Genomic DNA, 25,182 nt, shown 5'->3' with positions numbered 1-25,182 from the left:
ATTATATCAGATTTTGTTCACATTACCAACTGGCCAATTTATTGCCAGCAGAGAAGAAAACATTGAGTTGGAGTAGCAAGTGGGGCGAGGGCGGAGTACCCAGGGTGATCAGCCCCAGTACTGGCCGCCCGGAAAATAAGGCATGTTCGACTATATAGCGTCGATAGCGCGCCAGCAACGGATTGTTGAGACCTCCTGCCGCTGCCAGGGCCAAATCGGCCTCCAAAGTTTTAACTCTGTACACCAGGGGTATTCGACACCGTTGCAGGATATCCTTGCCAAAAATTGCAGCAAATTTCGCCATCAGCATAAAAAGCTTTTATCCTGTGGCGGCCCCATTTCCAGCTGTTCACTCACTGAGTTCAGAAACTCTTCATCAAAACCAGGGGCCTCTGCCAGCCTCGCCCGCATGGTGGTAAGGTCACTATCGGAAAAAGCAGTATAAACCCACCAGAGCAAATCTGTTCGGGCTTTCTCCAGTTCCAGCTGCTGATAATTACTCCAGGCCCGGCGCAAATAGGCCTCAGCATAGCCAGGGTCCAGCTCAAGGGCCAGGGAGTAAAATTCTGTTGCCTGTTTCAGTTCTCCCAGCTCTTCGTACATCAGGCCTAAATTGAAATAGGCCGCCGGATCCTCCGGATGTTGCTGCAGATAATTTTCCGCAGCCAGCAAAGCATCCTCCACTCGTCCCAGCCGGTATAACGCCAGGCCTTTCAACCACCAGAAACGGTCCTCATCCGGCCTTCTTGCCAGCAGCCATTCACTATCCTCCAGTGCCCCCTCCCAGTCTTCCAGTTCCAGCCGGCAAAAAGCCCGCTGCTCATGGGCGGCAAAATAATCGGGGTAAAGCTCCAGGGCCAGGTTGAAGGCCCGTTCTGCCGCATCATAGTGGCCCATTCCCGCCAGAACCACACCCGTACCAAATTCCACCCGGCTTTTTTCTTCATCAGTCAGGGCTGCCTGCCGGGCCTCTTCCAGGTCAGCCAGAGCTCCCTCAAAATCTTTTTGCAAGAAACGGACATAACTGCGTCGGTAGTAGAGGTCAGTCTTTTCCTCTAGCTCCAACGCCTTAGTATAATCCCCTTCCGCCTCCTGGTTTCGCTCTAGCAGTTCGTAAACCTCTGCCCGCAGTACATAGTTGACCGCATCAAAAGGTTCCAGCTCCAGCAAGGTCTGACAGTACTGCAGAGCCTTTTCCAGTTGCATCTGTTCCAGCGCCAGGCGCGCCAGCCAGAAATAGACTACCGGCAATTCGGGATACTGCTCCCTGGTTGTAAGCAACAGCTGTTCAGCCTCTGCCATTTCCCCCTCCTCGAAAAGAATAATTGCCTTCTTCATTGCCAGCGGCCAGGCCTGAGGATGTTTTTTTAGCTCACGGTCCAGTAAACGCAAGGCTTTTTCCGGTTCATACCGTAATAAATAATTATTTACTTTCTTCATAACCTTTTCGATAAATAGCTCATCCAGTTTCATCTTACTGCTCCTTATTTATTCCTTATATCTGGTATAATATAAAAAAAAGCGAAAGGAGGCAACTGCCTTAAACCTTTTCGCTCCCCGTGGTATTTCCTTCTTAGCAATTGTTTTTTCTGAATTAATCCGCAAACAGTTCCCGGGTATCAATGCTCAATTCCGGGAACAAGCCAGGTTGGGCGATTTCCCCTTCCCGGATCACGATTGGGGCCCCATAACCTCCTTGCTCTCCCAGGCGATACACCAGGATATGGCGGGAATCAGGGTTGACGATCCAGTACTCACGAACTCCGAATCGTTCATAAAGATTCAACTTGCGCACATAATCATGGGAGGTATGGGAGGGGGAAACCACCTCAATAATCCAGTCCGGGGCCCCCAGACAGCCTTTATCATCCAGTTTGGTACGGTCACAGATGACGCTGATGTCAGGCTGTACTACATTGCGGCAGTTTTCCTCGGTTTCTCCTTCCTCCGGCAGCCTGACATCAAAAGGGGCTACATAGACTTTGCATGTCCCATTCTGCTGTAAATATGAATAGATTTTATTAAACAGATAGCCCGCTATTTCCTGATGACGCCGGGAAGGAGCCGCTACCATGGCATAGGCCTGCCCGTCGATGATTTCCCATCTTTCTCCTTCCGGCAATTTGAGGTAGTCCTGATAGGTTTTAATACGGTATTGCACAGCGCTTTCGGAAAAATGGTTATCCGACATGATCATACCCCCATTTCCCTATTCCGCAAACAGTTCCGGGCTGTCAATGTTCAATTCCGGGAACAAGCCAGGTTGGGCGATTTCCCCTTCCCGGATCATGATTGGGGCACCATAACCTCCTTGCTCTCCCAGGCGATACACCAGGATATGGCGGGAATCAGGGTTGACGATCCAGTACTCCCGTACCCCGAATCGCTCATAAAGATTCAGCTTGCGCACATAATCATGGGAGGCATGGGAGGGGGAAACCACCTCAATAATCCAGTCCGGAGCCCCCAGACAGCCTTTATCATCCAGTTTGGTACGGTCACAGATGACGCTGATGTCCGGCTGTACTACATTGCGGCAGTTTTCCTCGGTTTCTCCTTCCTCCGGCAGCCTGACATCAAAAGGGGCTACATAAGCTTTACATATCCCCTTTTTCATCAAAAAAGGTTTGATTATAGCGATTAGATTAGTCACTATCTCCTGATGGCGCCGGGAAGGAGCCGCTACCATCGCATATGCTTGTCCGTCAATGAGTTCCCATCTTTCTCCTTCCGGCAATTTTAGGTAGTCTTGATAGGTTTTAATACGGTATTGCACAGCGCTTTCGGAAAAATGGTTATCCGACATGATCATACCCCCATTTCCCTATTCCGCAAACAGTTCCCGGCTGTCAATGTTCAATTCCGGGAACAAGCCAGGTTGGGCGATTTCCCCTTCCCGGATCATGATTGGGGCACCATAACCTCCTTGCTCTCCCAGGCGATACACCAGGATATGGCGGGAATCAGGGTTGACGATCCAGTACTCCCGTACCCCGAATCGTTCATAAAGATTCAGCTTGCGCACATAATCATGGGAGGTATGGGAGGGGGAAACCACCTCAATAATCCAGTCCGGGGCCCCCAGACAGCCTTTATCATCCAGTTTGGTACGGTCACAGATGACGCTGATGTCCGGCTGTACTACATTGCAGCAGTTTTGCTCGGTTTCTCCTGCATCGATCAGTCTGACATCGAAGGGGGCCACATAGACCTGGCAGTTTCCTTTCTGCTTCAGGTAAGAGTGGATGGTGCTCGCCAGCTCGAGAACTATTTGTTGATGCTGCCAGGATGGGGCAGCTACCATAGCATAGGCTTGGCCGTCGATGATTTCCCATCTTTCTCCTTCCGGTAATTTAAGGTAGTCTTGATAGGATTTAATTCGGTATTGCACAGCGCTTTCGGAAAAATAGTTGTCAGGCATAGTTTATTCCCTCCATCTGTTTTTATCTTATCATTTTTTTCCATCAGATGCTATAGATATGCAAAAAATCCCATCTCCTTTCTCAAGAGATGGGATTTTTCCTGTTATCTTAACGCTTTTGCCCCAATATCCCTTCTGTATTGCATACCCCGGAAACTGATGCACTCCACGCCCTGGTAGGCCTTCTGAATCGCCTCTTCGATGTTTGCCCCCAGGGCCGTCACCCCCAGCACCCGGCCCCCGGCCGTGAGGATGCGTTCACCTTCGGCCATTGTCCCGGCATGGAAAACCAGCGCCCCTGTCGCTGCCGCTTCAGCCAGGCCCTGGATTTCATCCCCTTTAGTAATGGGACCGGGATAGCCTTCTGCCGCCATTACCACACATACCGCCGCTTCCGGCTTCCACTGAATCTGGATTTCATCCAGACGGCCATCGATCACCGCCTCCATGATTTCCACCAGGTCAGTCTCCAGCCGGGGCAGGACAGCCTGGGTTTCCGGATCACCGAAACGGGCATTGTATTCCAGCACTTTCGGACCATCTTTGGTCAACATCAGCCCGGCATACAATACCCCTTGATAGGGACGGCCATCTGCCGCCATCCCCTGGATGGTGGGCAGGAGTATTTCCCGTTCCACTACCGCCGCTACCTCGGGCGTGTAGATGGGGGCCGGGGAGTAGGCCCCCATGCCGCCGGTGTTGGGCCCCTGGTCGCCGTCAAAAATACGCTTGTGGTCCTGGGCGGAAACCATGGGAATAACGGTGCGACCATCGGTAAAGGCCAGGATGCTCACTTCCTGTCCTTCCAGGTATTCTTCCACCACCACCCGGTCCCCGGCAGAACCAAAGGCCCTTTCTCCCATAATCAGGTCCACGGCAGCTTCCGCTTCCGCCAGAGTCCGGGCCACGATTACCCCCTTGCCTGCCGCCAGACCATCGGCCTTAACTACGCAGGGAGCCCCCAGCTGGCGGATAAAGGCTTTGGCTGGTTCCGCCTCGGTAAAAACCCGATAAGCTGCCGTCGGGATGTTGTATTTGGCCATCAAATCCTTGGCCAGGGCCTTGCTGCCTTCCAGTTCAGCGGCAGCCCGGGTAGGGCCGAAAATCCTCAGCCCTTCCGCCCGGAAAGCATCCACAATCCCGGCCATCAAAGGCGCTTCCGGCCCCACCACAGTTAAGTTTATACCTTCTTCTCTGGCAAAGGCCAGCAGTTTTTCCACATCATCAGCGGCAATCTCTACACATTCAGCCAGGGCTTTAATGCCCGCATTGCCCGGCGCACAATAGATTTTTTCCACTCTGGGACTCTGAGCGATTTTCCAGACCAGGGCATGTTCCCGGCCGCCTCCGCCTATAACCAGCACTTTCAAGATCCCTTACCTCCTCAGTGTTTGAAATGCCGCACTCCCGTCAGTACCATTACCAGGCCCAACCGGTCAGCCGCTGCGATTACTTCCTCATCCCTGAGGGCCCCACCGGTCTGAATGATAGCACTGATTCCGGCCCGGGCTGCCAGTTCCACCGTGTCGGGGAAGGGGAAGAAAGCATCTGAAGCCAGGACCGCCCCGGCTGCCTTTTCGCCGGCTTGTTCCAGGGCAATGCGGGCCGAACCCACCCGGTTCATCTGACCAGCTCCGACTCCCAGGGTAACGCCCCCTTTGGTAACCACGATAGCATTGGATTTGACATGCTTGACCACTCGCCAGGCAAACAGCATTTCCTCGATTTGCTCCGGTGTGGGCTGTTTCTGGCTCACTACCCGCAGATCAGCAGCAGTTATTTCTCTTGTATCAGCTTCCTGGACCAGGAGACCGCTGCCTACTACCCGCAGGTCATAGGGAAATACGGTGGCATTCCCGGCAGGCATAACCAGTAAGCGCAGGTTGGATTTGGCTGCCAGGATGGTTTTGGCCTCTTCACTAAAGGCAGGGGCAGCAATCACTTCCAGAAAGATTTCCGTCAGCTCTCTGGCCGTTTCTCCATCCACTTCCCGGTTAAGGGCAACTATCCCGCCAAAAGCGGAAACCGGGTCAGCCTGCAGGGCCTTGCGGTAGGCAGTGGCAATATCTTCGGCAATAGCTGCTCCGCAAGGATTGTTGTGTTTAACAATCACCGCCGCCGGCTGGGTAAATTCCTGGACCAGATTCCAGGCCGCCTGGGTGTCCAGCAGGTTATTGAAGGACAGTTCCTTGCCCTGCAGCTGTTCCGCCCCGGCTACTCCGGAGGCAGCATAGCCGGGCAGGCGATAAAAGGCTGCCTGCTGCTGGGGATTTTCGCCATAACGTAGCGTCTGCACCTTGTTGCCGGCCAGAATCAAGTCTTCTGTCAGCAATCCCGGCCGTTCCCCGGTCTGGCCAAACAGATACTGGCTGATCATGGCATCATACTGGGCCGTATGGCAATATGCTTCCGCTGCTAGCTGGCGGCGCATAACCAAAGGCACTTCCCCTTCTTCCCGCAAATAGTTAAGGACCTGGGAATAGCGCTGGGGATTGACTACAATCACCACGCTCTCGTGGTTTTTGGCGGCAGCCCGTACCATGGCCGGGCCCCCGATATCGATATTCTCGATGGCTTCCTCCAGAGTCACTCCCGGCTTGCTGATGGTTTGCCGGAAGGGATAGAGGTTAACAGCCACCAGATCAATAGTCCCGATCCCCTGTTCGGCCAGCTGGGCCAGGTGTTCCGGCGTGCGCCGGGCCAGGATGCCCCCATGGATTTTGGGGTGCAGGGTTTTTACCCGTCCATCCAGAATCTCAGGAAAACCGGTAATTTCACTGACATAGGTTACGGGAATTCCCGCTTCCTTGATGGTCTTATAAGTACCTCCGGTGGAAACCAGTTCCCAGCCCAGTTCTACCAGACCCCGGGCCAGTTCCGTCACCCCGGTTTTATCAGAAACGCTGATCAGCGCTCGTTTCATCAGAAAGCCTCCTTTCTGTCCTGCGGCTCAATCTGTACCCGCCGCCCTACTATCTTTACTCTGCCTTCGGCAATCAAATTGACTGTCCGGGGCAGAAGTTTATGTTCCTCAGCCAGAATCCGGGCCGCCAGCTCAGCTGCCGTATCCCCTTCCTCCACCGGCACGGCTGCCTGCAGGATGATGGGCCCGCTATCCAGCCCCTCATCAACGAAATGCACCGTGCATCCACTGATTTTTACCCCGTATTCCCAGGCCTGGCGCTGGGCCTCCAGCCCGGGAAAAGCGGGCAACAACGAAGGATGGATATTGATAATCCGCTCCGGGTAGGCTGCCAGCAGCACCGGTCCCACCAGGCGCAAATAACCAGCCAGCACTACCAGTTCCACTCCATTTTCCTTTAGCAGCCGGCAGATTTCCTGTTCATAGGCTGCTTTATCCGGATAAGCCCTGGGATCAACATGATAGGCAGGCACTCCGGCGGCCCTGGCTCGTTCTAAAGCCAGGGCCCCCGCCTTGTCGCTGATCACTACCGCCACTTCTGCTTTCAGTTCTCCCCGGGCCCGGGCATCCAGCAATGCCTGCAAATTCGAGCCCCGCCCGGAAACCAGCACTCCCAGTTTTAGCATCTCACACCACCTGCACTCCGGCCCCGGCTACCACCCGGCCGATGGTATAGACCTTTTCCCCGGCAGCCTTCAAACGGTCAGCGATGGCCGGCGCTTCCTCAGCCGCGACGATAGCCACCATGCCAATCCCCAGATTAAAGGTACGGGCCATTTCCTCTTTGGCTATATGCCCCAGCTTCTCAATCAAATCAAAAATCGGTGGAATCGGCCAGCTGCCGGCGGTTAACTCCACCCCCAGACCCGGCGGCAATACCCGCGGGATATTTTCCAGCAGTCCCCCGCCGGTAATATGGGCCAGGGCAGCGATGCGCCCTTCCTGAACCAGGGGCAGGAGGGAACGTACATAAATACGGGTAGGTTTCAGCAACTCCTCCCCTACAGTACAACCCAGTTCCGGCAGGTAGAGGTCAAGGTTCAGTCCGGCCCGCTCCAGCAAGACTTTACGGGCCAGGGAATAGCCATTGGAATGGAGACCGTGAGAAGCCAGGCCCAGCACCGTCATGCCTTCCCGCACCCGGGAGCCGTCGAGAATTTTCTCCTTATCCACCACTCCCACAGCAAAACCGGCCACATCATATTCTCCCGGCGGGTAAAAACCGGGCATTTCCGCCGTTTCGCCCCCGATGAGCGCACAGCCTGCCTCCCGGCAGCCTTCGGCAATGCCGCCAACAATAGCGGCTACCTGTTCCGGATCCAGTTTACCCACTGCCAGGTAGTCAAGGAAAAAGAGGGGTTCTGCCCCCTGAACCAGGATATCATTGACACACATGGCCACACAGTCGATGCCAATGGTGTCATGTTTATCCATCAGCATGGCCACCCGCAGCTTGGTCCCTACCCCATCAGTGCCGCTGACCAGCACCGGCTGCCGGTATTTGCTGATATCCAGGGCAAACAGCCCACCAAAGCCGCCGATATCTGTCAAGACTTCCGGTCGCATGGTTTTCCTGACTTTTTCCTTAATCAGTTCTACGGCGCGATTGCCGGCATCAATATCCACACCGGCTTCTTTATAGGTCAAGCCTTTCAACAGCAAGACCCCCCTTTTTCCAGAATGTGTTTCCCCGCTTCCGGCGGGATGGGGACGGGATATTGACCATTAAAACAGGCGGTACAAAAGCCCTGATTGACATCAGCCTGAAATACAGCCAGCAGGCCTTCCAGGCTGAGATAATGCAGGCTATCCACCCCGATATACTGGGCTATCTCTTCCACACTTTTCTGGGCAGCGATCAGTTCACTCCGTTCCGAAGTATCAATACCATAGTAACAGGGATGCAAAATGGGCGGACTGCTGATCAGCAAGTGAATTTCTTTCGCCCCCGCTTCCCGCAGCATTTTGACAATGCGGCGACTGGTCGTGCCCCGTACAATGGAGTCATCCACCAGCACCAGGCGCTTATCTTTCACTACCGAAATAATGGGATTGAGTTTTAACCGCACCGCCAGCTCCCTTAAGGCCTGAGATGGCTGGATAAAAGTGCGGCCAATGTAGCGGTTTTTCATCAGCCCTTCTTCAAAGGGCAGGCCCAGCTCTTCGGCATAGCCTCGCGCTGCTGCCGTGCCGGAATCAGGCACAGAAATGACCACATCTACATCCCGGGGAGCCTCCCGGGCCAGCTGCCGCCCCATCTGGCGCCGGCACCAGTTGACCCCGAAGCCATCAATGCGGCTGTCGGGCCGGGCAAAATAGATATATTCGAAAATGCAGGTCTGCTTCTGAGGCGGTAAAGCCTGGCGGGAATGCAGGCCATTTTCATCGATTACCACCACTTCCCCCGGCTCAACATCCCGCAGGAAAGTAGCTCCCACCGTATCCAGTGCACAGCTTTCGGAAGCAATCACATAGCCATCCCCTAGCCGCCCCAGACAGAGGGGACGGATGCCATGGGGATCCCGCACTCCCAGCAATTTATCCTGGGTCATGATCACCAGGGAATAGGAGCCTTTGAGGTCAATCATGGTTTTATGGACAGCATCCTCTATCCCGCCCTGGCTATGCCGGGCCAGCAGGTTGATAATCACTTCCGTGTCAATGGTGGACTGAAAGAGGGACCCACGGGCGGTAAGATTCTTCCTTAATTCATAGGCATTGACCAGGTTGCCATTGTGGGCTACTGCCAGCATTCCCTTGGCATAGCGAAAAACCAGGGGCTGGGCATTAATGGGCGAACTGGCTCCTGTGGTAGAATAACGGACATGACCACAGGCAATATACCCTTTCAGGCTTTGTAAATCTTTATCCTGAAATACAGCTGGCACCAGGCCCATGCCTTTATGGAGGCGGATTTCCTTACCGTCAGCCACAGCAATTCCGGCGCTCTCCTGTCCCCGGTGCTGGAGGGCATAGAGGCCATAATAGGTGATCTGGGCTACTTCGCCACCAGGCAAATAAATCCCAAATACACCGCATTCGTCTTTTATTTCCCCCGCCATGGTTTCTCCCCCTAATTATTAGTTGCCGGTCAACCGGCGATACACTTCCTGATAGGCTTCCTCCACTCCGCCCAGATCACGACGGAAGCGGTCTTTGTCCAGTTTTTCCCTGGTCTCTGCATCCCAGAAACGGCAGGTATCAGGGGAAATTTCATCAGCCAGAATGATTTTACCATCTACCCGGCCAAATTCCAGTTTGAAGTCCACCAGGATGATTTCTTTGTCGCGGAGATATTCCTGTAAAATAGCGTTGATTTTCAGGCCCATTTCTTCCATGTAGAGCATTTCTTCCCGGGTTGCCAGCCCCAGAGCCAGAGCATGATAGTAGTTAATCAGGGGATCTCCCAGCTCATCATTTTTGTAATATAGCTCTACAACGGGTTGCTGCATGGCAGTTCCTTCCTCCAGGCCCAGCCGCTTGGCCAGGGAGCCGGCAGCGATATTGCGCACTACTACTTCCAGAGGTACGATTTCAACTTTTTTAACGATCTGCTCATTATCACTGACCAGCTGGACAAAGTGACTTTCAATCCCCTTCTGGGCCAGCAGCTGGAAAAAGTAAGCAGAAATCTTGTTATTCAGCTCCCCTTTACCACTAATGGTCCCCTTCTTTAAGCCATTGAAAGCAGTAGCATCATCCTTGTACTCAATCCAGACCAGACCGGGCTGATCAGTAGCATAGATTTTTTTGGCCTTGCCCTCGTATAAGAATTCGCCTTTTTGCATCTGCCTTCCTCCTAACTTGTTAATTTTATAAGCCGAAACGAGCAAAGATGGTATCCACCTGGGCCAGGTGGTAATTGAAGTTGAACAGCCCCCGGATTTCCTCCTCATTCAAATGAGCGGTAATTTCCCGGTCAGCCAGGACCAGGTCCAGGAAAGGCTGTTTGGTCTCCCAGGCTTGAAGGGCATTACGCTGCACCAGAGCATAGGCCGCTTCCCGGGTCAAGCCCTTATCCACCAGGGCCAGCAGCACCCGCTGGGAAAAGACCAGGCCATGGGTCTTATTGATATTAGCCAGCATGTTTTCCGGGTAGACCAGCAAGTTTTTCATCACTCCGATGAATTTGTGCAACATATAATTGAGAGCAATGGTGCTGTCAGGAATAATCACCCGTTCCACCGAGGAATGGGTAATGTCCCGTTCATGCCAGAGCGCCTGGTTTTCCAGGGCCGCCAGAGCATTGGCCCGCACCACCCGGGCCAGGCCGGCAATACGCTCACAGGTAATGGGATTGCGCTTATGAGGCATGGCCGAAGAGCCCTTCTGGCCTTTCTGGAAGAATTCTTCCACTTCCAGAATATCAGTCCGTTGCAGGTTCCTGATTTCAGTGGCGAATTTATCCAGGCTGCCCGCAATCACAGCCAGGGTGGTCATGAAGGCTGCATGGCGGTCCCGCTGGATAATCTGGGTAGAAACTTTCGCCGGTCTTAAGCCCAATTTACGGCAGGCGATTTCCTCCACCCGTGGATCGATATTGGCATAGGTGCCTACTGCCCCTGAAATCATGCCAGTAGAGATATCCTCTAATGCTGCCTGGAGCCTGGTCAGATTGCGCTCTGTTTCCGCCGCCCACAACAGCATTTTCAGGCCAAAGGTAATGGGTTCAGCATGAATGCCATGAGTGCGCCCAATCATGGGGGTATAGCGATACTCCTGCGCCTTTTCCAGCAATATCTGGTAAAGTTCCCGCAGCTGGCCCAGGAGGATTTCCCCGGCTTCTTTCATCTGCAGGGCCAAGGCCGTATCCAGCACATCGGAAGAAGTCATACCCAGGTGGATAAAACGGCTGGCTTCACCCACCCGCTCAGCCACACAGGTCAAAAAAGCGATTACGTCATGATTGGTTACCTGTTCAATCTCAAGGATGCGTTCTACACTGAAATCAGCTTTGGCCTTGATTTCCGCTACTGCGTCAGCCGGAATCATGCCCAGCTCTGCCATAGCTTCACAGGCAGCTATTTCCACCTGTAACCATTTGCGATACTTGTTTTCTTCTGACCAGATTCTCCCCATTTCCGGCAAGGTGTAACGCTCAATCATCCTCTTCTCAGCACTCCTTTGCTAAAAATAATCCCAGGCAGACCAAACCCTCGTTTTATGGCGAGGACCTGGCTGCCTGGGTCAGGGACGAGTTGAAAATTCCGGGGCGGTCCTCTTTAGCCCTGCTGTTTTTGGGCCAGATAACCGTCAATGCCCAATTGCTGCAGTTTGTCCGCCTTTGCCTGTACTTCCTCAGCCAGCTTCCGGCGGTACTCCACCAGTTTGGCCTGCAATTCCGGTCTGGTTGATGCCAGGATTTGGACAGCCAGCAATCCTGCATTCTTTGCTCCATTGATAGCTACAGTAGCGACCGGAATGCCACTGGGCATCTGCACTATAGCGTACAGCGCGTCAATACCATTGAGGGCCCCAGCTTTTATTGGTACACCAATTACCGGCAATGGTGTCACTGCAGCCACCACTCCGGGCAGATGGGCAGCTACTCCGGCACCGGCAATAATCACCTCCAGGCCCCGTTCCACTGCCCCTTTAGCCCACTCAATGGTCACCTCCGGGGCCCGATGGGCGGAAGAGATCTTGACTTCATACTCTACTCCAAATTGATCCAGCACTTTGGCCGCTTCAGCCATGATCGGCAAGTCAGAGTCACTGCCCATGATGATTCCAACCAGTTTTGCCATCAACTCATCCCTCCTGAATTTTTTCCTTATTCCGCTCCGATGAAAACGTAACGGCTTAACACCAGAGCGGTGAGAATCCACATTAGCCAGTGCACTTCCTTAGTCCGGCCGGTAACCACCTTCAGCACAGTGTAGAAAACGATACCAGCCGAAATCCCATTGGCGATATTATAGGTAAAGGGCATTACCGTCATAGTTAAGAAAGCAGGCATGCTTTCAGTGAAATCATCAAAATCGATTTCTTTAATGGCAGAAGCCATTAGCAAGCCTACAATAATCAGGGCCGGAGCTGTAGCAGCATCGGGAATCAGCTTAAAGAAAGGAGCCAGGAAGAGGGCAGCCAGAAACAGTACCCCGGTGGTAACAGCAGTCAAGCCGGTGCGTCCACCTTCCCCAATCCCGGCTGCGCTTTCAATATAAGCAGTAACAGTACTGGTACCCATCAGAGCACCGAAACTGACCCCCAGGGCATCCACCAGCATGGCCCGGCCGATATAAGGATTGTTGCCGGTCTCATCCAGCAAGCCAGCCCGGCCAGCAGTACCCACCAGGGTACCAAAGGTATCAAACAATTCCACGAAGGTAAAGGTCAGCACTACAGCAATCAGACCATGTTCCAGGGCTCCCATGATATCCAGTTTACCTACCGCCAGGTTACTCAACTTGGGCAGGGCATACTGGAATTTGTCAATCGGAGTAACACCCATCGGAATCCCAATTAAAGTGGTTAAGATAATCCCCCAGAGCAGGGAGCCTTTTACTCGCCGGGCCATGAGAATCCCGGTAATGGCCAGGCCAATCAGGGCCAGCAAGGGTTCGGCATGGGTCAGGTTGCCCAGCTTTAGATCCCATTCAAAGAAGAGCAGGGAACCGGCAATACCATTAGTTTTATTCAAAGTCTCCAGGGTAGGAGGAATAACATGCAAACCTGCGACCAGCAAATGCGAAGTCTTAAAACCGATAATAGTAATAAAGAGACCGATCCCGACAGTAATGGCTTTTTTCAGGGAATTGGGTACGGCAACCACCAGCAACTGCCGGATATTGGTGACGGTCAGGATTAGAAAGATAATACCGGAAATGAAAACTGCCCCCAGAGCTGCCTGCCAGGTAAATTCTCCGCCTTTAGCCGCCACTACGGCAAAGTAGGCATTCAGGCCCATGCCCGGAGCCAGAGCGATGGGGAAGTTGACAAACAGACCCATAGCGATAGTTACAATCCCTGCTGCCACACAGGTAGCGAAGAAAACCGCATCATAGTCCATCCCGGTGGTAGAAAGGATACCGGGGTTAACCGCCAGTATGTAGGCCATGGTCATAAAAGTAGTCAAACCGGCAATGATTTCCGTACCAACAGTGGTGTTGCGTTCCCGCAATTTGAACAGTTTCTCTAGCATCTCTACGCCTCCTAGCATCCATGGTAGTGAGTTTAATCAGCCATAGTTTCTCCTAACCGTAAAATCTCTACTACTTTTCACCTCCAAAAGAAAATTGGCCCGGACAGGCAGACTTCTTCCGCGAAAAAATACGAGAAGAAACCTACCCGTCCGGGCTTTTGTCCCATCGGTGTAGCGGGTAAAAAATACCCACCTGTGCCACTCGGTCACAGACCCGGCCATAAAACCGGCGGAACCCTAGGCACACTTTCTCTCGTAGTCAGATGATTTACGGTCATCTGGTAGAGACGCCGAAGCCATATTCTTCGGCTTATACGAGATGCTATTTGGCTGTCCACTACCTATGTTACCAGGTCTGGCCACTGCTGTCAAGGAGCAAAACCGAACGTTTAACATTATCTTAACAATGACGTTCGGATATTACCGGAAATAAGCTACCCCAGCGGCAAAGATTTTCTGGTCAAATTCCCCGGGCACATTCCGGTAGAGATGGGGGCCAATCCGCTCCGAATGCCCCATTTTGCCCAGTACCCTGCCATCAGGGCTGGTAATACCTTCAATGGTCTCGATGGAGCCATTGGGGTTGAACTGCAGGTCATAGGTGGGCTTACCCTCCAGGTCCACATACTGAGTGGCAATCTGCCCCCGTCGGGCCAGTTCAGCCACCAGTTCCGGTGCGGCTACAAACCGCCCTTCCCCATGGGAGACTGCTACGGTATGAATATCCCCTACCTCTACCAGACTCAACCAGGGGGACAGGTTAGAAGCCACCCGGGTACGCACCAGTTTGGAGACATGGCGCCCCAGGGTATTGAAGGTTAGGGTCGGAGAATCATCGCTCAAATCCCGGATTTCACCAAAGGGCACCAGTCCCAGTTTGATCAGGGCCTGAAAACCATTACAGATTCCCAGCATCAAGCCATCCCGCTGATATAAAAGCTCCATTACCGCATCCCTGACCCGGGGGTTACGGAAGGCGGTGGCGATGAATTTGCCGGAGCCATCGGGTTCATCCCCGCCGCTAAAGCCTCCTGGCAACATGATAATCTGGGCCCGCTTAATCCCTGCCACCAGGGCCGCCAGGGATTCCTCGATAGCCGCCGGGGTCAGGTTGCGGATAACCAGAGTTTCCACAATTCCACCCGCAGCAGTAAAGGCCCGGGCTGTGTCATATTCGCAGTTGGTGCCGGGGAAAACCGGCATCAGAATGCGGGGACGGGCGATTTTAACCGTACTCTGTCGCCGCTGTTCCTGCCAGTAGCTAAAAATTTTCGGCGGCTCTTCCTGCGTCTTAACCCGGGTGGGAAATACCCCTTCCAGGGGTTCTGTCCAGGCCCGGTATGCCTCTTCCATGTCTATCTCTATACCATTAACCCTGATTACTTTTTCCGCCAGGGTCTGGCCCAGGAGCTGCCAGTCCAGTCCTGCCAGAACCCGTTCCAAATCCAGCCCTGCCTCCACTTCCAGGACCAGGGAACCATAAAGAGGGGCGAAAAGTTCCTTCCCATCAAATATATTTGCAAAGGCAAAACCTATCCGATTGCCGAACGCCATTTTACTAATCACTGCCGCCAGCCCGCCCAGGCGTACCGAATGGGCAGCCAGCACCCGGCCCTGGCTGATTAATTCGTGTATACGGCTGAAGTTTTGCTGTAATTGCTGAAAATCGGGGATTTCCCGTTCATCCCGCCGGGCCCGAACCAGCACCACCCGACTTCCTGCCTGCTTGAACTCTGGCGATATAACCTGGCGTACATCCACCGGTGCCACGGCAAAAGCTACCAGGGTCGGTGGCACATTCAGATCCTTGAAAGTGCCGGACATGCTATCCTTACCGCCAATGGCAGCAATCCCCAGCCGTTTTTGGGCCAGATAGGCCCCTAGCAAGGCACTAAAAGGCTTGCCCCACTTTTGCCGGTCCTTGCCCAGCTTCTCAAAATACTCCTGCAGGGTGAGGCGCACCCGGCGATAATCCCCACCCATAGCCACTATTTTGGTCACTGCCTCCACCACAGCATAGAGGGCACCATGGAATGGGCTCCATTTGGCCAGTTGAGGATTATAACCAAAGGTCATCAGGGTCCCGGTGACCGTTTCCCCTTCCAGTACAGGAATCTTAGCCGCCATACCCTCGGCCGGGGTATCCTGATAAATCCCTCCTAGCGGCATCAGCACGGTTCCGGCACCAATAGTGCTGTCAAATCGTTCGACCAATCCCTTCTGGCTGCAGACATTGAGGTCCTGTAAATTGGCCAGCCAGGCCTGCTGTAAATCCCCGGCTTTCGCCACCGCTGCCGGTACAGCAGCAAAGTAGTTTTCCTCTGCTTTCGGTGCGATTACCGTCACCTGAGTGGTCTGTTTCACCCCATTGGTGTTGAGAAAATCCCGGCTGATATCGACGATGGTCTGGCCCCGCCAGTGCATGCGCAAACGCCGTTCAGCGGTAACCCGGGCCACCGGTGTAGCTTCCAGGTTTTCCTCTGCTGCCAGCTGAATAAACTGCTCTACATCAGCAGCGGCTACCACTACTGCCATCCGCTCCTGGGATTCAGAAATAGCCAGTTCTGTCCCATCCAATCCCTCATATTTTTTCGGGATGGCATCCAGATTAATATCCAGCCCATCGGCCAGTTCCCCGATAGCTACCGACACCCCACCGGCGCCAAAGTCATTGCATTTCTTGATCAGGCAGCTTACTTCCGGCTTGCGGAAGAGCCGCTGGATTTTGCGCTCCTCCGGCGGGTTGCCCTTTTGTACTTCCGCCCCACAGCTAAAGAGGGATTCTTCGGTATGTTCCTTGGAGGAACCGGTCGCACCGCCACAGCCATCCCGCCCAGTGCGGCCTCCCAGCAAAATTATGACATCTCCGGGCTGGGGCCGCTGCCGCACCACATTGGTTCGCGGTGCCGCCCCGATCACTGCCCCGATTTCCATACGCTTGGCGATATAGCCCTGGTCATAGATTTCCGCTACCTGGCCGGTAGCCAGGCCGATCTGGTTACCATAAGAGCTGTAACCGGCTGCCGCCCCGGTAGTAATTTTCCTCTGCGGCAACTTGCCGGGCAAAGTATCCTCCACCCGGGCCCGCGGGTCACCACTGCCCGTTACTCGCATCGCCTGGTAGACATAGGAACGGCCGGAGAGAGGGTCCCGAATCGCCCCGCCCAGACAGGTAGCCGCCCCCCCGAAGGGCTCGATTTCAGTGGGATGGTTATGGGTTTCGTTTTTGAACATCACCAGCCATTCTTCCGTTCGACCATCGATCTCCACCGGCACAATTATACTGCAAGCATTGATTTCCTCCGACTCATCCAGGTCCGGCAGTTTCCCCAGCTGACGCAGTTCCTTCATGCCCATGACGGCGATATCCATCAGACAGATATCCCGTTCTTCCTCACCATAAACCAGGGTGCGGGCCCGCAGATATTCCTGATAGGCCTCCTTTACCGGCTCAGTCAAGGGTGCCGCCTCAATCTCCACCTCATTAATCCGGGTCAGGAAGGTAGTATGCCGGCAATGATCAGACCAGTAGGTATCCAGCACCCGCAGTTCGGTAATGGTGGGATTGCGCCCTTCTGTATCCCGGAAATATGTTTGGCAAAAGGCCAGATCCTCCAGCCCCATAGCCAGGCCCAGCCGGGCATGGAGTTCAGCCAGTTCTGGCTCCTTCATGTCGATAAAGCCCTGAATAACCGCCACCTCCGGCGGTTCCGCCATTTCCAGCTCCAGACTGGCAGGCTTGTCCAGTGCCGCCTCCCGGGCTTCCACCGGGTTAATGCAATAGTCCTTGATTTTGGCCAGTTCTTCCTCGGTGATATCTCCCTGTAAAACAATCAGCTTGGCGGAGCGTACCAGGGGCCGTTCTTTCTGGGTAAGAATTTGCAGGCATTGTCCGGCGGAATCAGCCCGCTGGTCATATTGCCCGGGCAAATATTCGATGGCAAACACCCGCTCCCGGGGGTCCAGGGGTAATACCTCATCATATGCCACATCCACAGGGGGTTCGGAGAATATGGTGTCCCGGGCCAGCCTGTATTCTTCCTCACTGATACCAGCCACATCATAGCGGTTGATAATACGCAGTCCGGTTAAACCCTTGATGCCCAGATTTTCCTTTAAGTCTTCATATAGATGCCGGGCCTCCACGGCAAACTCCGGCTTTTTTTCTACATAAATCCTGCGCACTGGCACCATTAATACCTTCCCCCTCGGCTTTTCTTTGCTTTTATTATATCATAGCCGCATTCATAATAGTAGTTAATATATCTAATGTTATTTATAAGCATGACTGAATTATATGTGTGCGCAACTTATATCATTTTTTGTACATAAAAGAACCTCAAGAAAGCAAAAATCACTCTCTTGAGGTTAATTTTAAAATAAAATAGTACTGGGCTCAGAGCCTTTTCAGGAGCAAATTGTCTCATCCCCTGATGGGTGTCGCCTGACTTATTGGCTTCAGATACCCTTAATCCCCCCATACCGGGTATAGCTGGCATCTGCAAATAGGGTTTTTCTAGGCTTAATAACTGTCTAAACCCAATTTAGCTGCAGCCGCCCCGGCCTACAACCCATGTTGTGTTTTCCTGCTTATAAAACTACACTTAACCACAAATCCAAACTCTCTTCAACACAACTAGCCACAAGGCTAATAAAATCCCTGTAATCCCCGGAAATATGAGCATTATCAAGGGAATCATAGTATTCTGCCCGCCGTTCTTTCTTAATAATTACTGGCGGATAACTCGCTTTCATCAACTCAAAATTTAACAAAAGCCTTGCTGTTCTGCCATTTCCATCCACAAAGGGATGGATTTTAACAAACTCGCCATGTAATAGAGCCGCCCTTTCAATTGGATGGAGGTTACGCCACTCCCCCTGATACTGTTTTATCAGGTTTTCCATCTGCTCTTTTACAAGAAAATGCTGAGGCGGTCGATGTTTAGCCCCACTGATTATCACATTTTCTTTCCTATACACCCCGGCATTAGCATCATCAATATTCTTTAATACAAGCCGGTGAATATTCTTAATCTCCCACTCAGTCAGGGGAGCATCCTTATCTACTAACTCCTCCAGATATAAAATAGCATCTTTATGGTTGATAACCTCCAAATGTTCTTTCAAGGACTTGCCCCCAATAGTTATCCCTTCCAGGACCACCTTAGTTTCATAAATAGTCAGGGTATTTCCTTCGATGGCATTAGAATTATAGGTCCATTCTACCAGAATATGCTCCCGTAAAGATTTTACAGTACTGGCTGGCAACGGCCGTTTAGCGTCAAGCATTCTCTTTTTTTGCTCAATCAGCGCAAAGTTCATCTTTACCACCCCATCTTTATTATATCGCCAAATAGTTGCTAAGAAAAATTATCTAATGATACAATAAAGCAAAAACTATCACAGGAGCGGTAAGATGAACATCAGCTTTGAACTCTATAAAGTTTTCTACCATGTAGCCAAAAGCCTGAGCTTCTCTGCCGCAGCCCGGGAACTGTTCATTTCCCAGTCAGCCGTCAGTCAGAATATCAAGGCTCTGGAAGAGCAGCTGGGTTGCTCTCTCTTCTCCCGCCATACCAAGCAAGTCCGCTTAACCAGAGAGGGCGAAGTCCTTTTCCAGCATATCGAGCAGGCATACCTGGCCATCAAAACCGCTGAGCGCACCCTGGATGAAATGCGCACCCTGGCTCGGGGCGAAGTGCGACTGGGAGCTACCGACACTATTTGTAAGCATTTCTTGCTTCATCCCTTTCAACACTTTAGCCAGCTCTATCCCCAGCTCAAACTCCGGGTCACCAACACCACTTCCCCGGGCTGTCTGGATTTATTAAGCCGGGGACTGGTGGATCTGGCGGTCATCCACCTCCCGGCAAAAGAACTGCCTGCAAACCTGCAGGCAGTCCCTTTGCAAGAATTGAATTATGGCTTTATCGCCGGCCCCCAGTACCGGCAACTGCAGGGCCAAACCCTGACCCTTGAAGAAATCGTAACTTATCCATTGCTGTTACTGGAGAAAGCCACTACCACCAGAAACTTGCTGGATCAGCTTCTGGCTCCTCACAATCTCAGCGTTCAACCCGAAATCGAATCCGGCAGCATTGACTTGCTGGTTGAATTGACCAAAATCGGGCTGGGCCTCACCTTCCTGCCTTTAGCCTATGTGCAGGCAGAACTGGCCAGCAGTCAGGTCTTTCTCCTACCGCTGGAACTGGAACTGCCCCGGCGTCATCTGGGGGTAGTTACCCGTTCCGATTTTCCTTTACCCCTGGCTGCTGGCAAATTCATGGAGTTACTGATTTTTGCTGCTGCCGATACTGAGCCCGCAGAGCAACTGCCGACTTAATTTCATTCTCCTTCCCTCCTGCTTTGTTTTTGTACAAAGCAGATTATATGCTGTTTCTGTGGCAGTTCTGTGAAAACTAGGTGGCAGATTGATGAAAATCCAGCTCAAACCAGAAATTCACCCCATCGGGCAAATTCTCGGCGCCGTACCCATTCTGGTGCAATTCCATAATCGCCCTCACTACGGCCAGACCCAGCCCGGTACCACCATAGGCTCTGGTACGGGCTTTGTCTACTTTATAAAAACTGGTCCAGATTTTTTCCAGAGCCTCGGCCGGAATAGACTGGCCGCTGTTGAACACTTCGACCCGAACCTTTTCCCCCCGCCGCCTGGCCTTGATTCTAAGCTGCTTGCGCTGGTCCAGATGGTTTATCGCATTATTCAAATAGTTAATCACGACCTGCTCAATCCGACCAACATCCCCCAGTACTGGCAAAGCTCCGGGTATGTCCAGCCCAATATCTACGCCCTGTTCATTCAATAGGGGCCGGAATTTTTCCACAATCTGCCTTAACAGTTCCGCCAGGTCAAATTCCGTCTTCTCCAGTTGCAAATAGCCTGACTCGATCTGGGATAAATCCAGCAGGTCCCTCACCAGCCGGTTCATTTTGCCGGCCTCATCTATAATCACATCACAGTAGAAATTTCTGCTTTCCTCATCCTCATTGACATTTAGTTTCAACCCTTCTGCGTAACCCTGAATCAAGGCAATAGGAGTCTTTAATTCATGGGAAACATTGGAGATAAACTCCTTCCGCATTTGATCAATCCGGCGCTCCCGCTCAATGTCCTCCCGCAGCTGGTTGATAGCCCTATCCAGTTGTTCAGACATCGAATTAATGCTCTCCCCCAGCTGCCCAATCTCATCATCAGTCTGCCCGCGATATTTCTGGCTAAAATCCAGCCGGGCCATATGCTGGGCCAGTTCATTCAGCTCCAGAATTGGCCTGGTAAACCGCCGGGCAAAGATATATGCTCCCAGTCCCCCCAGAACCATTGTGATCAGACCCGTGAACAGGAAAAAGCGATTGGCAACCGCAGTGCTTTCATCAATAGCCGCAACAGGCAGGCTCAATACCAGCAGCTCCCCTGTTTTTAACCGCCCTGTCAGCAGGAGAAAATTGGTCTTCAGCCGCGGGTCCTCCACCACTTCCAGCCGATACTCCCCCTGGGGACGTTGCCACAGATCTGACCGCAAAACATGCATCCAGAGGGTCATCTCCATGCCTTTTCGACCGGGGCCACCCATACCAAAAAGACGCATCGCAGGATTATACTTTAACTCCATCCCCGGGCCGATAATATAAACATTTAGTCCTTGATTTCTCTCCAGTTTTTCCAGTTGCAATCCAATAGTTTCAAGATCCCCCTGGTAGTTCTCGTTAAGCATCTCCAGACTCTCGATCAGAATGTTTTTCTTTTGCCAGAGATAATACTCATTTAAATAAAGATTGTTTAACAGCAGAGAAAACCCGACAAAAAAGGCCACCAGCCCACTCCCTGCCAGAAAAAGTTTTGTGCGTATAGATAATCTCATTTTTTCACCTCAAATCTGTAACCAACCCCCCGTACCGTCTGAATCAATTCGCTTTTCTCCCCCAGTTTCAGTCTGAGTCGCTTGATATGGGTATCCACTGTACGGGTATCGCCAAAGTAATCATAATTCCATACCGCATTTAAAATCTGATCCCTGTTCAAAGCCCGGCCGGCATTATCTGCCAGATAGAGCAAAAGATCAAACTCCTTGGGTGTTAGTTCAATCCGTTCCCCGTTCACATAAACATTACGCCCCGGTTCATCGATTTCCAGCCCGTCATAATTTCTTATCGCCACTTGCCGGTTTTCCAGGCGGCGAAACAGGGCCTGGATTCTTGCTGCCAGTATCTTTAAGCTAAAAGGCTTGGCGATATATTCATCTGCTCCCAGATCAAAACCAAAAAGCTCATCCTCCTCTTCTCCCCGCGCCGTTAACATGATAATCGGGACCCGGGAAGTCTTTCTGATCTCCCGGCAGACAGCCCAGCCATCATATTCCGGCATCATTACATCCAGTATAACTAAATCCGGATGTTCCCGCTGAAAAATCTCCAGTGCCTGGCGACCATCTGCTGCTTCCCGCACAGCATAGCCTTCTTTTTTCAGAAAATCTCCTACCAGTTTGCGCATTCTCATTTCATCATCGACCACGAGAATTTTTTTCTCCGCCATAGCCTCACCCTCCGACCCAGGATACTAATTTCAGTATAACGAAAGAATATGGCGATTGTGTGAACAAAAAAGCTGTCCGCCTCTCGCAGACAGCCTGTTTCCTTTCCTTATAACTTTCTTCCCAGCTCAAAAGCCCGAGCCAGTACCCTCTGGTTGCGCTCCCAGGCCTGGCGGGCCTGTTCCTCCCCAATTGGTATCCCGGATCGCCTGGCTAATTCCAGCAGTTCCGCTACACTCATGGCAATAGCCCCCTGGCTGGTAACCGAAGTAGCCACCAGGGCTTCTACAAACCCGCCATTGGCATGCTTTTCCATCATCCGCCGCAGCAGTTTTTCAGCATCTTCAGCACATTCAGGATGAGGTGCGCCAGCTGTGAATACCAGCAATACATTGCGCTGTTTCGGCACCAGGCGGCTAAAAGTCTGGAACTTCTTTTCCCGGGGATCAAAAACCCGTCGGGTTAATACCCCCATCAAACGATCCAGCAACATTTTTAGTTGCCCGGTCATGTAATTTCCATAAATGGGAGTACCGATAATAATGCCATCAGCAGCCTCTATTTTATCCCGAATCAGGCGGACATCATCCTCCAGTTTGCATACCCCTGCCGGCCGGCATTCATAGCAACCCTGACAGGAGGTAAACCGCAAATCATCCACAAAAAATTTTTCCGTTTCCGCTCCACAGTCTCTAGCCCCGGCCAGAGCCTGCTCAATGATCAAGTCGGTATTACCCCCTTTGCGGTAACTGCCCACCAGTGCCAGCACTTGCCGTTTCTGCCCTTCCATGCGGTCTCCTCCCATATTTTTAGCTCAGCTGCTTCAAGATGTTTTCAGCGGCATTCCAGCCTTCGCCTACACAGTTACCAATACCTACTCCACGATAAGAACCGCCTACGATCTGCAACCCCGGATACTGGGCCGTTTTTTCCTCCAGGGCCTTAATCCGCTCCAGATGGCCCAGCACATACTGAGGCATGCCTTTAACCCAGCGGTACACCCGGGTAAGCAACGGATCTGCAGTCAAGCCCATAATCTCCCGCAATTCGGCGCGAACCATACTGATCATGCGCTCGTCATCCAGCAAGACCAGCTCCTGACTGGCTGGCCCGCCCACAAAAGCCCGCAGGAGAACATATTCCTCTCCCGGGGTTCGATGCCCATACCATTTGGTAGAGCTATACGTAGCCGCCATGATTTTACGCCCTTCCACCCTGGGAATGACAAAACCAAAGGAGTTCAGGTCCTGTTTTACATCCCCTTTCCGGTAAGCCAGAGAGACAGTAGCCGAGGAAACAAAAGGAATGCCCTGCAAGAGCTGACTGATTTCCCGATCCAGTTCAGCGGTCAATTCTGCCGCTGCATTGGCCGGTGTGGCCAGGATAATTGCATCGGCAATTACCGGCTCTTTGCCTGCCAGTTCCACGAGATACTTTCCGTCAGCCTGACGCTTTATCCCTTTTACTTCCTGCCCCAGCCAGATTTTGGCCGGGTCCAGTTTGCTGGCAACAGCCTCTACCAGTTGTCCCATGCCCTCCTTGAAGGACATGAAATAGGTTTTTTCAATTTTACCATTGGCCAGATACTGTACCGGCGCTTTATGCCTTCGGGCTGCCAGCATGGCTTTAATCAGGCTACCATATTTCTTTTCCATATCAAGGAAACGGGGAAAACTGGCCTTTAAGCTCATTTTCTCCGGATCCCCAGCATGAATGCCCCCAATGAGGGGTTCAGCAATTTTCTCCAGTGCTTCCCGCCCCAATCTGCGGGTAACAAAACTGGCCAGACTCTCATCTTCATCACTCTGGCGCGGTGGAATAAACAGATCCATCCCCATGCGGATTTTTCCCGGCCAGGAAATGAGGGAGCTCAGCGCAAAAGGAACGATTTTGGTCGGCACCATCAACATCAAGCCTTCCGGCAGCTTGTGCAGTCTGCCTCCGGAAAAGACATAAGTCCCTTTGCTGGCCTCATGGCTGGGCAAGAGCTGTTCCTCAATCCCCAGTTCGGCACTGAGCTGAGCCACCTGAGGCTTTTCCGAAAGAAAACAGTCGGGCCCACCTTCAATAACAAAGCCATCAACCTTATCTGTGGCAATTTTGCCTCCCAGGCGCTGCTCCCGCTCGATCAGGAGATAGTCCACCTGGCCCTGTCCCTTTTTCCCCAGAGTGTAGGCAGCCGCTAAACCCGTGATGCCGCCACCGATAATGACCACTTTTTTCATCTTTTCATCACCTCTGTTACAACCTCCGCCAGGGCTGAAATAAATAACGGCAAATCATTGACTGCCCGGGCCCGCCGGAAATTCAGCCCCAGGGATCTGGCATGATTGGCCTGCTCGATATCTATGTCATACAGTGTCTCAATATGGTCAGCCGCAAAACCGATGGGAATCAGCAGGACATCCTTTTTACCCTTCGCCGCCAGCTGCTCCAGCACTTCCTCCACTTCCGGGCCCAGCCATTCCCCCTGCCCGCCCCCTTTGCTCTGGTAAGCCAGGGTCCAGGGATTGGCCGGAAAATGAGCAGCCAGAGCCCGGGCTGTTACTTCCACCTGCTCCTGATAGGGGTCAGCCTCCGACCCGCTTACATAGGAGACAGGCAAGCTGTGGGCACTGAAAATCAATTCTACCTCTTCCGGCCGCTCAAAGTCCTGTAGCTGTTCCCTTCCCCTCGCAGCCAGAGCCGCGATAAACAGGGGATGGTCATACCAGGCCGGTGCCGGAATCACCGGACAGGAAAACTGCTCCTTTAGCCTGTCCACTTCAGCCAGATAGGCTCCAGTGGTTATCCGCGAATAATGGGGCGAGATGCTGAGAGCGATAACCTGCCCGGCCCCTGCTGCAATCAGTTCCTTCAAGCCCTCTTCTATATATGGAGCCGAATTGCTCATTCCTACCGCTACCTTCCAGCTTCCTCCCAGCTGGTTCAGTCTGGCTTCCAGGGCGGCCGCCTGGGCCCTGGTAATCTCCAGCAGGGGAGACTTTCCTCCAATTTGCCGATAACGGGCCTGTACTTTGGTGATCACCGGCGGCGGCGGTTTTCGCCCTTTCATCAACCGGGTCATAAAAGCCTCGACCCCTTCTGGCCCTTCTGGCCCGCCAAAACCCAGCAACAGCACCCCGTTGAGCCGCTCTCCCATTTA

22 protein-coding genes and 1 riboswitch are annotated in these 25,182 nt (G+C 52.7%); of the genes, 1 reads left to right on the top strand and 21 read right to left on the bottom strand.

Features of this window, described 5'->3' with window-relative positions:
- Window positions 1–22 precede the first annotated feature (22 nt).
- The 16 genes from CTH_RS00805 to CTH_RS00730 form a co-directional block, all read right to left on the bottom strand.
- Window positions 23–310, bottom strand: a complete 288-nt coding sequence (locus CTH_RS00805; protein ID WP_107752725.1) for a hypothetical protein — start codon at window positions 308–310, stop codon at window positions 23–25.
- Window positions 304–1,473 (bottom strand): tetratricopeptide repeat protein, encoded by a 1,170-nt coding sequence (locus CTH_RS00800; protein WP_078665958.1) that lies wholly within the window; start codon window positions 1,471–1,473, stop codon window positions 304–306. Before CTH_RS00800 ends, CTH_RS00805 begins: the two co-directional genes overlap by 7 nt.
- Window positions 1,474–1,594: 121 nt before the next feature.
- A complete protein-coding gene (locus CTH_RS00795) occupies window positions 1,595–2,191 on the bottom strand; it encodes a Uma2 family endonuclease (RefSeq protein WP_107752723.1) in 597 nt (198 codons plus the stop codon).
- Between the two features lie 18 nt (window positions 2,192–2,209).
- The gene (locus CTH_RS00790) at window positions 2,210–2,806 is read right to left on the bottom strand and encodes a Uma2 family endonuclease (protein ID WP_079933414.1); all 597 of its coding nucleotides are present in this window, start codon (window positions 2,804–2,806) and stop codon (window positions 2,210–2,212) included.
- 18 nt (window positions 2,807–2,824) lie between these two features.
- A complete protein-coding gene (locus CTH_RS00785) occupies window positions 2,825–3,421 on the bottom strand; it encodes a Uma2 family endonuclease (protein ID WP_079907340.1) in 597 nt (198 codons plus the stop codon).
- Between the two features lie 104 nt (window positions 3,422–3,525).
- Complete coding sequence (gene purD / locus CTH_RS00780) at window positions 3,526–4,791, bottom strand: phosphoribosylamine--glycine ligase (RefSeq protein ID WP_078666711.1); 1,266 nt, start codon at window positions 4,789–4,791, stop codon at window positions 3,526–3,528.
- Between the two features lie 14 nt (window positions 4,792–4,805).
- Window positions 4,806–6,347, bottom strand: a complete 1,542-nt coding sequence (gene purH, locus CTH_RS00775; protein WP_078665660.1) for a bifunctional phosphoribosylaminoimidazolecarboxamide formyltransferase/IMP cyclohydrolase — start codon at window positions 6,345–6,347, stop codon at window positions 4,806–4,808.
- Window positions 6,344–6,970: a phosphoribosylglycinamide formyltransferase gene (gene purN / locus CTH_RS00770; RefSeq protein ID WP_078665659.1), complete on the bottom strand. Its 627-nt coding sequence runs from the start codon at window positions 6,968–6,970 to the stop codon at window positions 6,344–6,346. The genes purH and purN overlap by 4 nt, the downstream gene beginning before the upstream one ends.
- 1 nt (window position 6,971) lies before the next feature.
- Entirely contained in the window at window positions 6,972–8,000 is a 1,029-nt protein-coding gene (gene purM, locus CTH_RS00765) for a phosphoribosylformylglycinamidine cyclo-ligase (RefSeq protein ID WP_143311838.1), read from the bottom strand.
- The gene (purF, locus tag CTH_RS00760; RefSeq protein ID WP_078665657.1) at window positions 7,997–9,406 is read right to left on the bottom strand and encodes an amidophosphoribosyltransferase; all 1,410 of its coding nucleotides are present in this window, start codon (window positions 9,404–9,406) and stop codon (window positions 7,997–7,999) included. The genes purM and purF overlap by 4 nt, the downstream gene beginning before the upstream one ends.
- A gap of 18 nt (window positions 9,407–9,424) precedes the next feature.
- Entirely contained in the window at window positions 9,425–10,132 is a 708-nt protein-coding gene (gene purC / locus CTH_RS00755; RefSeq protein ID WP_078665656.1) for a phosphoribosylaminoimidazolesuccinocarboxamide synthase, read from the bottom strand.
- 25 nt (window positions 10,133–10,157) lie between these two features.
- Window positions 10,158–11,450: an adenylosuccinate lyase gene (purB, locus tag CTH_RS00750; protein ID WP_078665655.1), complete on the bottom strand. Its 1,293-nt coding sequence runs from the start codon at window positions 11,448–11,450 to the stop codon at window positions 10,158–10,160.
- A gap of 116 nt (window positions 11,451–11,566) precedes the next feature.
- Window positions 11,567–12,091 (bottom strand): 5-(carboxyamino)imidazole ribonucleotide mutase, encoded by a 525-nt coding sequence (purE, locus tag CTH_RS00745; RefSeq protein ID WP_078665654.1) that lies wholly within the window; start codon window positions 12,089–12,091, stop codon window positions 11,567–11,569.
- A 26-nt stretch (window positions 12,092–12,117) separates the two neighbouring features.
- The gene (locus CTH_RS00740; RefSeq protein WP_078665653.1) at window positions 12,118–13,488 is read right to left on the bottom strand and encodes an NCS2 family permease; all 1,371 of its coding nucleotides are present in this window, start codon (window positions 13,486–13,488) and stop codon (window positions 12,118–12,120) included.
- A gap of 236 nt (window positions 13,489–13,724) precedes the next feature.
- A riboswitch (purine riboswitch) is annotated at window positions 13,725–13,826 on the bottom strand.
- Window positions 13,827–13,908: 82 nt separating this feature from the next.
- The gene (locus CTH_RS00735) at window positions 13,909–17,682 is read right to left on the bottom strand and encodes a phosphoribosylformylglycinamidine synthase (RefSeq protein WP_107752721.1); all 3,774 of its coding nucleotides are present in this window, start codon (window positions 17,680–17,682) and stop codon (window positions 13,909–13,911) included.
- A 396-nt stretch (window positions 17,683–18,078) separates the two neighbouring features.
- Complete coding sequence (locus tag CTH_RS00730) at window positions 18,079–18,810, bottom strand: Fic family protein (RefSeq protein ID WP_078665651.1); 732 nt, start codon at window positions 18,808–18,810, stop codon at window positions 18,079–18,081.
- A gap of 94 nt (window positions 18,811–18,904) precedes the next feature.
- Here CTH_RS00730 and CTH_RS00725 point away from each other — a divergent pair, with 94 nt between their 5' ends.
- Window positions 18,905–19,831 carry a LysR family transcriptional regulator gene (locus tag CTH_RS00725; protein ID WP_107752719.1) on the top strand — a complete coding sequence of 309 codons (927 nt, stop codon included), beginning with the start codon at window positions 18,905–18,907 and terminating at the stop codon, window positions 19,829–19,831.
- A 76-nt stretch (window positions 19,832–19,907) separates the two neighbouring features.
- Here the strand turns inward: CTH_RS00725 and CTH_RS00720 are convergent, their stop codons facing one another.
- The 5 genes from CTH_RS00720 to hemH form a co-directional block, all read right to left on the bottom strand.
- Window positions 19,908–21,368, bottom strand: coding sequence for a sensor histidine kinase (locus tag CTH_RS00720; protein WP_107752717.1), 1,461 nt, complete (start codon window positions 21,366–21,368; stop codon window positions 19,908–19,910).
- Window positions 21,365–22,039 (bottom strand): response regulator transcription factor, encoded by a 675-nt coding sequence (locus CTH_RS00715; RefSeq protein ID WP_078665648.1) that lies wholly within the window; start codon window positions 22,037–22,039, stop codon window positions 21,365–21,367. Before CTH_RS00715 ends, CTH_RS00720 begins: the two co-directional genes overlap by 4 nt.
- A gap of 107 nt (window positions 22,040–22,146) precedes the next feature.
- Window positions 22,147–22,827 (bottom strand): flavodoxin family protein, encoded by a 681-nt coding sequence (locus CTH_RS00710; RefSeq protein WP_159073785.1) that lies wholly within the window; start codon window positions 22,825–22,827, stop codon window positions 22,147–22,149.
- A gap of 19 nt (window positions 22,828–22,846) precedes the next feature.
- Window positions 22,847–24,262 (bottom strand): protoporphyrinogen oxidase, encoded by a 1,416-nt coding sequence (gene hemG / locus CTH_RS00705; protein WP_078665646.1) that lies wholly within the window; start codon window positions 24,260–24,262, stop codon window positions 22,847–22,849.
- A complete protein-coding gene (gene hemH, locus CTH_RS00700) occupies window positions 24,259–25,179 on the bottom strand; it encodes a ferrochelatase (RefSeq protein WP_107752713.1) in 921 nt (306 codons plus the stop codon). The genes hemG and hemH overlap by 4 nt, the downstream gene beginning before the upstream one ends.
- Between the last annotated feature and the right edge of the window lie 3 nt (window positions 25,180–25,182).

It is taken from the genome of Carboxydocella thermautotrophica (assembly GCA_003054495.1).
Classification (GTDB): domain Bacteria; phylum Bacillota.
This window is presented reverse-complemented; position numbering and strand designations above follow the sequence as displayed.

Excerpts from the sequence above, each read along its gene's own strand:
- CTH_RS00805 (WP_107752725.1), bottom strand. The coding sequence starts at position 310 with ATGCTGATGGCGAAATTTGCTGCAATTTTTGGCAAGGATATCCTGCAA.
- CTH_RS00800 (WP_078665958.1), bottom strand. The coding sequence starts at position 1,473 with ATGAAACTGGATGAGCTATTTATCGAAAAGGTTATGAAGAAAGTAAAT.
- CTH_RS00795 (WP_107752723.1), bottom strand. The coding sequence starts at position 2,191 with ATGTCGGATAACCATTTTTCCGAAAGCGCTGTGCAATACCGTATTAAA.
- CTH_RS00790 (WP_079933414.1), bottom strand. The coding sequence starts at position 2,806 with ATGTCGGATAACCATTTTTCCGAAAGCGCTGTGCAATACCGTATTAAA.
- CTH_RS00785 (WP_079907340.1), bottom strand. The coding sequence starts at position 3,421 with ATGCCTGACAACTATTTTTCCGAAAGCGCTGTGCAATACCGAATTAAA.
- purN (WP_078665659.1), bottom strand. The coding sequence starts at position 6,970 with ATGCTAAAACTGGGAGTGCTGGTTTCCGGGCGGGGCTCGAATTTGCAG.
- purF (WP_078665657.1), bottom strand. The coding sequence starts at position 9,406 with ATGGCGGGGGAAATAAAAGACGAATGCGGTGTATTTGGGATTTATTTG.
- purC (WP_078665656.1), bottom strand. The coding sequence starts at position 10,132 with ATGCAAAAAGGCGAATTCTTATACGAGGGCAAGGCCAAAAAAATCTAT.
- purB (WP_078665655.1), bottom strand. The coding sequence starts at position 11,450 with ATGATTGAGCGTTACACCTTGCCGGAAATGGGGAGAATCTGGTCAGAA.
- purE (WP_078665654.1), bottom strand. The coding sequence starts at position 12,091 with ATGGCAAAACTGGTTGGAATCATCATGGGCAGTGACTCTGACTTGCCG.
- CTH_RS00740 (WP_078665653.1), bottom strand. The coding sequence starts at position 13,488 with ATGCTAGAGAAACTGTTCAAATTGCGGGAACGCAACACCACTGTTGGT.
- CTH_RS00735 (WP_107752721.1), bottom strand. The coding sequence starts at position 17,682 with ATGGTGCCAGTGCGCAGGATTTATGTAGAAAAAAAGCCGGAGTTTGCC.
- CTH_RS00730 (WP_078665651.1), bottom strand. The coding sequence starts at position 18,810 with ATGAACTTTGCGCTGATTGAGCAAAAAAAGAGAATGCTTGACGCTAAA.
- CTH_RS00725 (WP_107752719.1), top strand. The coding sequence starts at position 18,905 with ATGAACATCAGCTTTGAACTCTATAAAGTTTTCTACCATGTAGCCAAA.
- CTH_RS00720 (WP_107752717.1), bottom strand. The coding sequence starts at position 21,368 with ATGAGATTATCTATACGCACAAAACTTTTTCTGGCAGGGAGTGGGCTG.
- CTH_RS00715 (WP_078665648.1), bottom strand. The coding sequence starts at position 22,039 with ATGGCGGAGAAAAAAATTCTCGTGGTCGATGATGAAATGAGAATGCGC.
- CTH_RS00710 (WP_159073785.1), bottom strand. The coding sequence starts at position 22,827 with ATGGAAGGGCAGAAACGGCAAGTGCTGGCACTGGTGGGCAGTTACCGC.
- hemG (WP_078665646.1), bottom strand. The coding sequence starts at position 24,262 with ATGAAAAAAGTGGTCATTATCGGTGGCGGCATCACGGGTTTAGCGGCT.
- hemH (WP_107752713.1), bottom strand. The coding sequence starts at position 25,179 with ATGGGAGAGCGGCTCAACGGGGTGCTGTTGCTGGGTTTTGGCGGGCCA.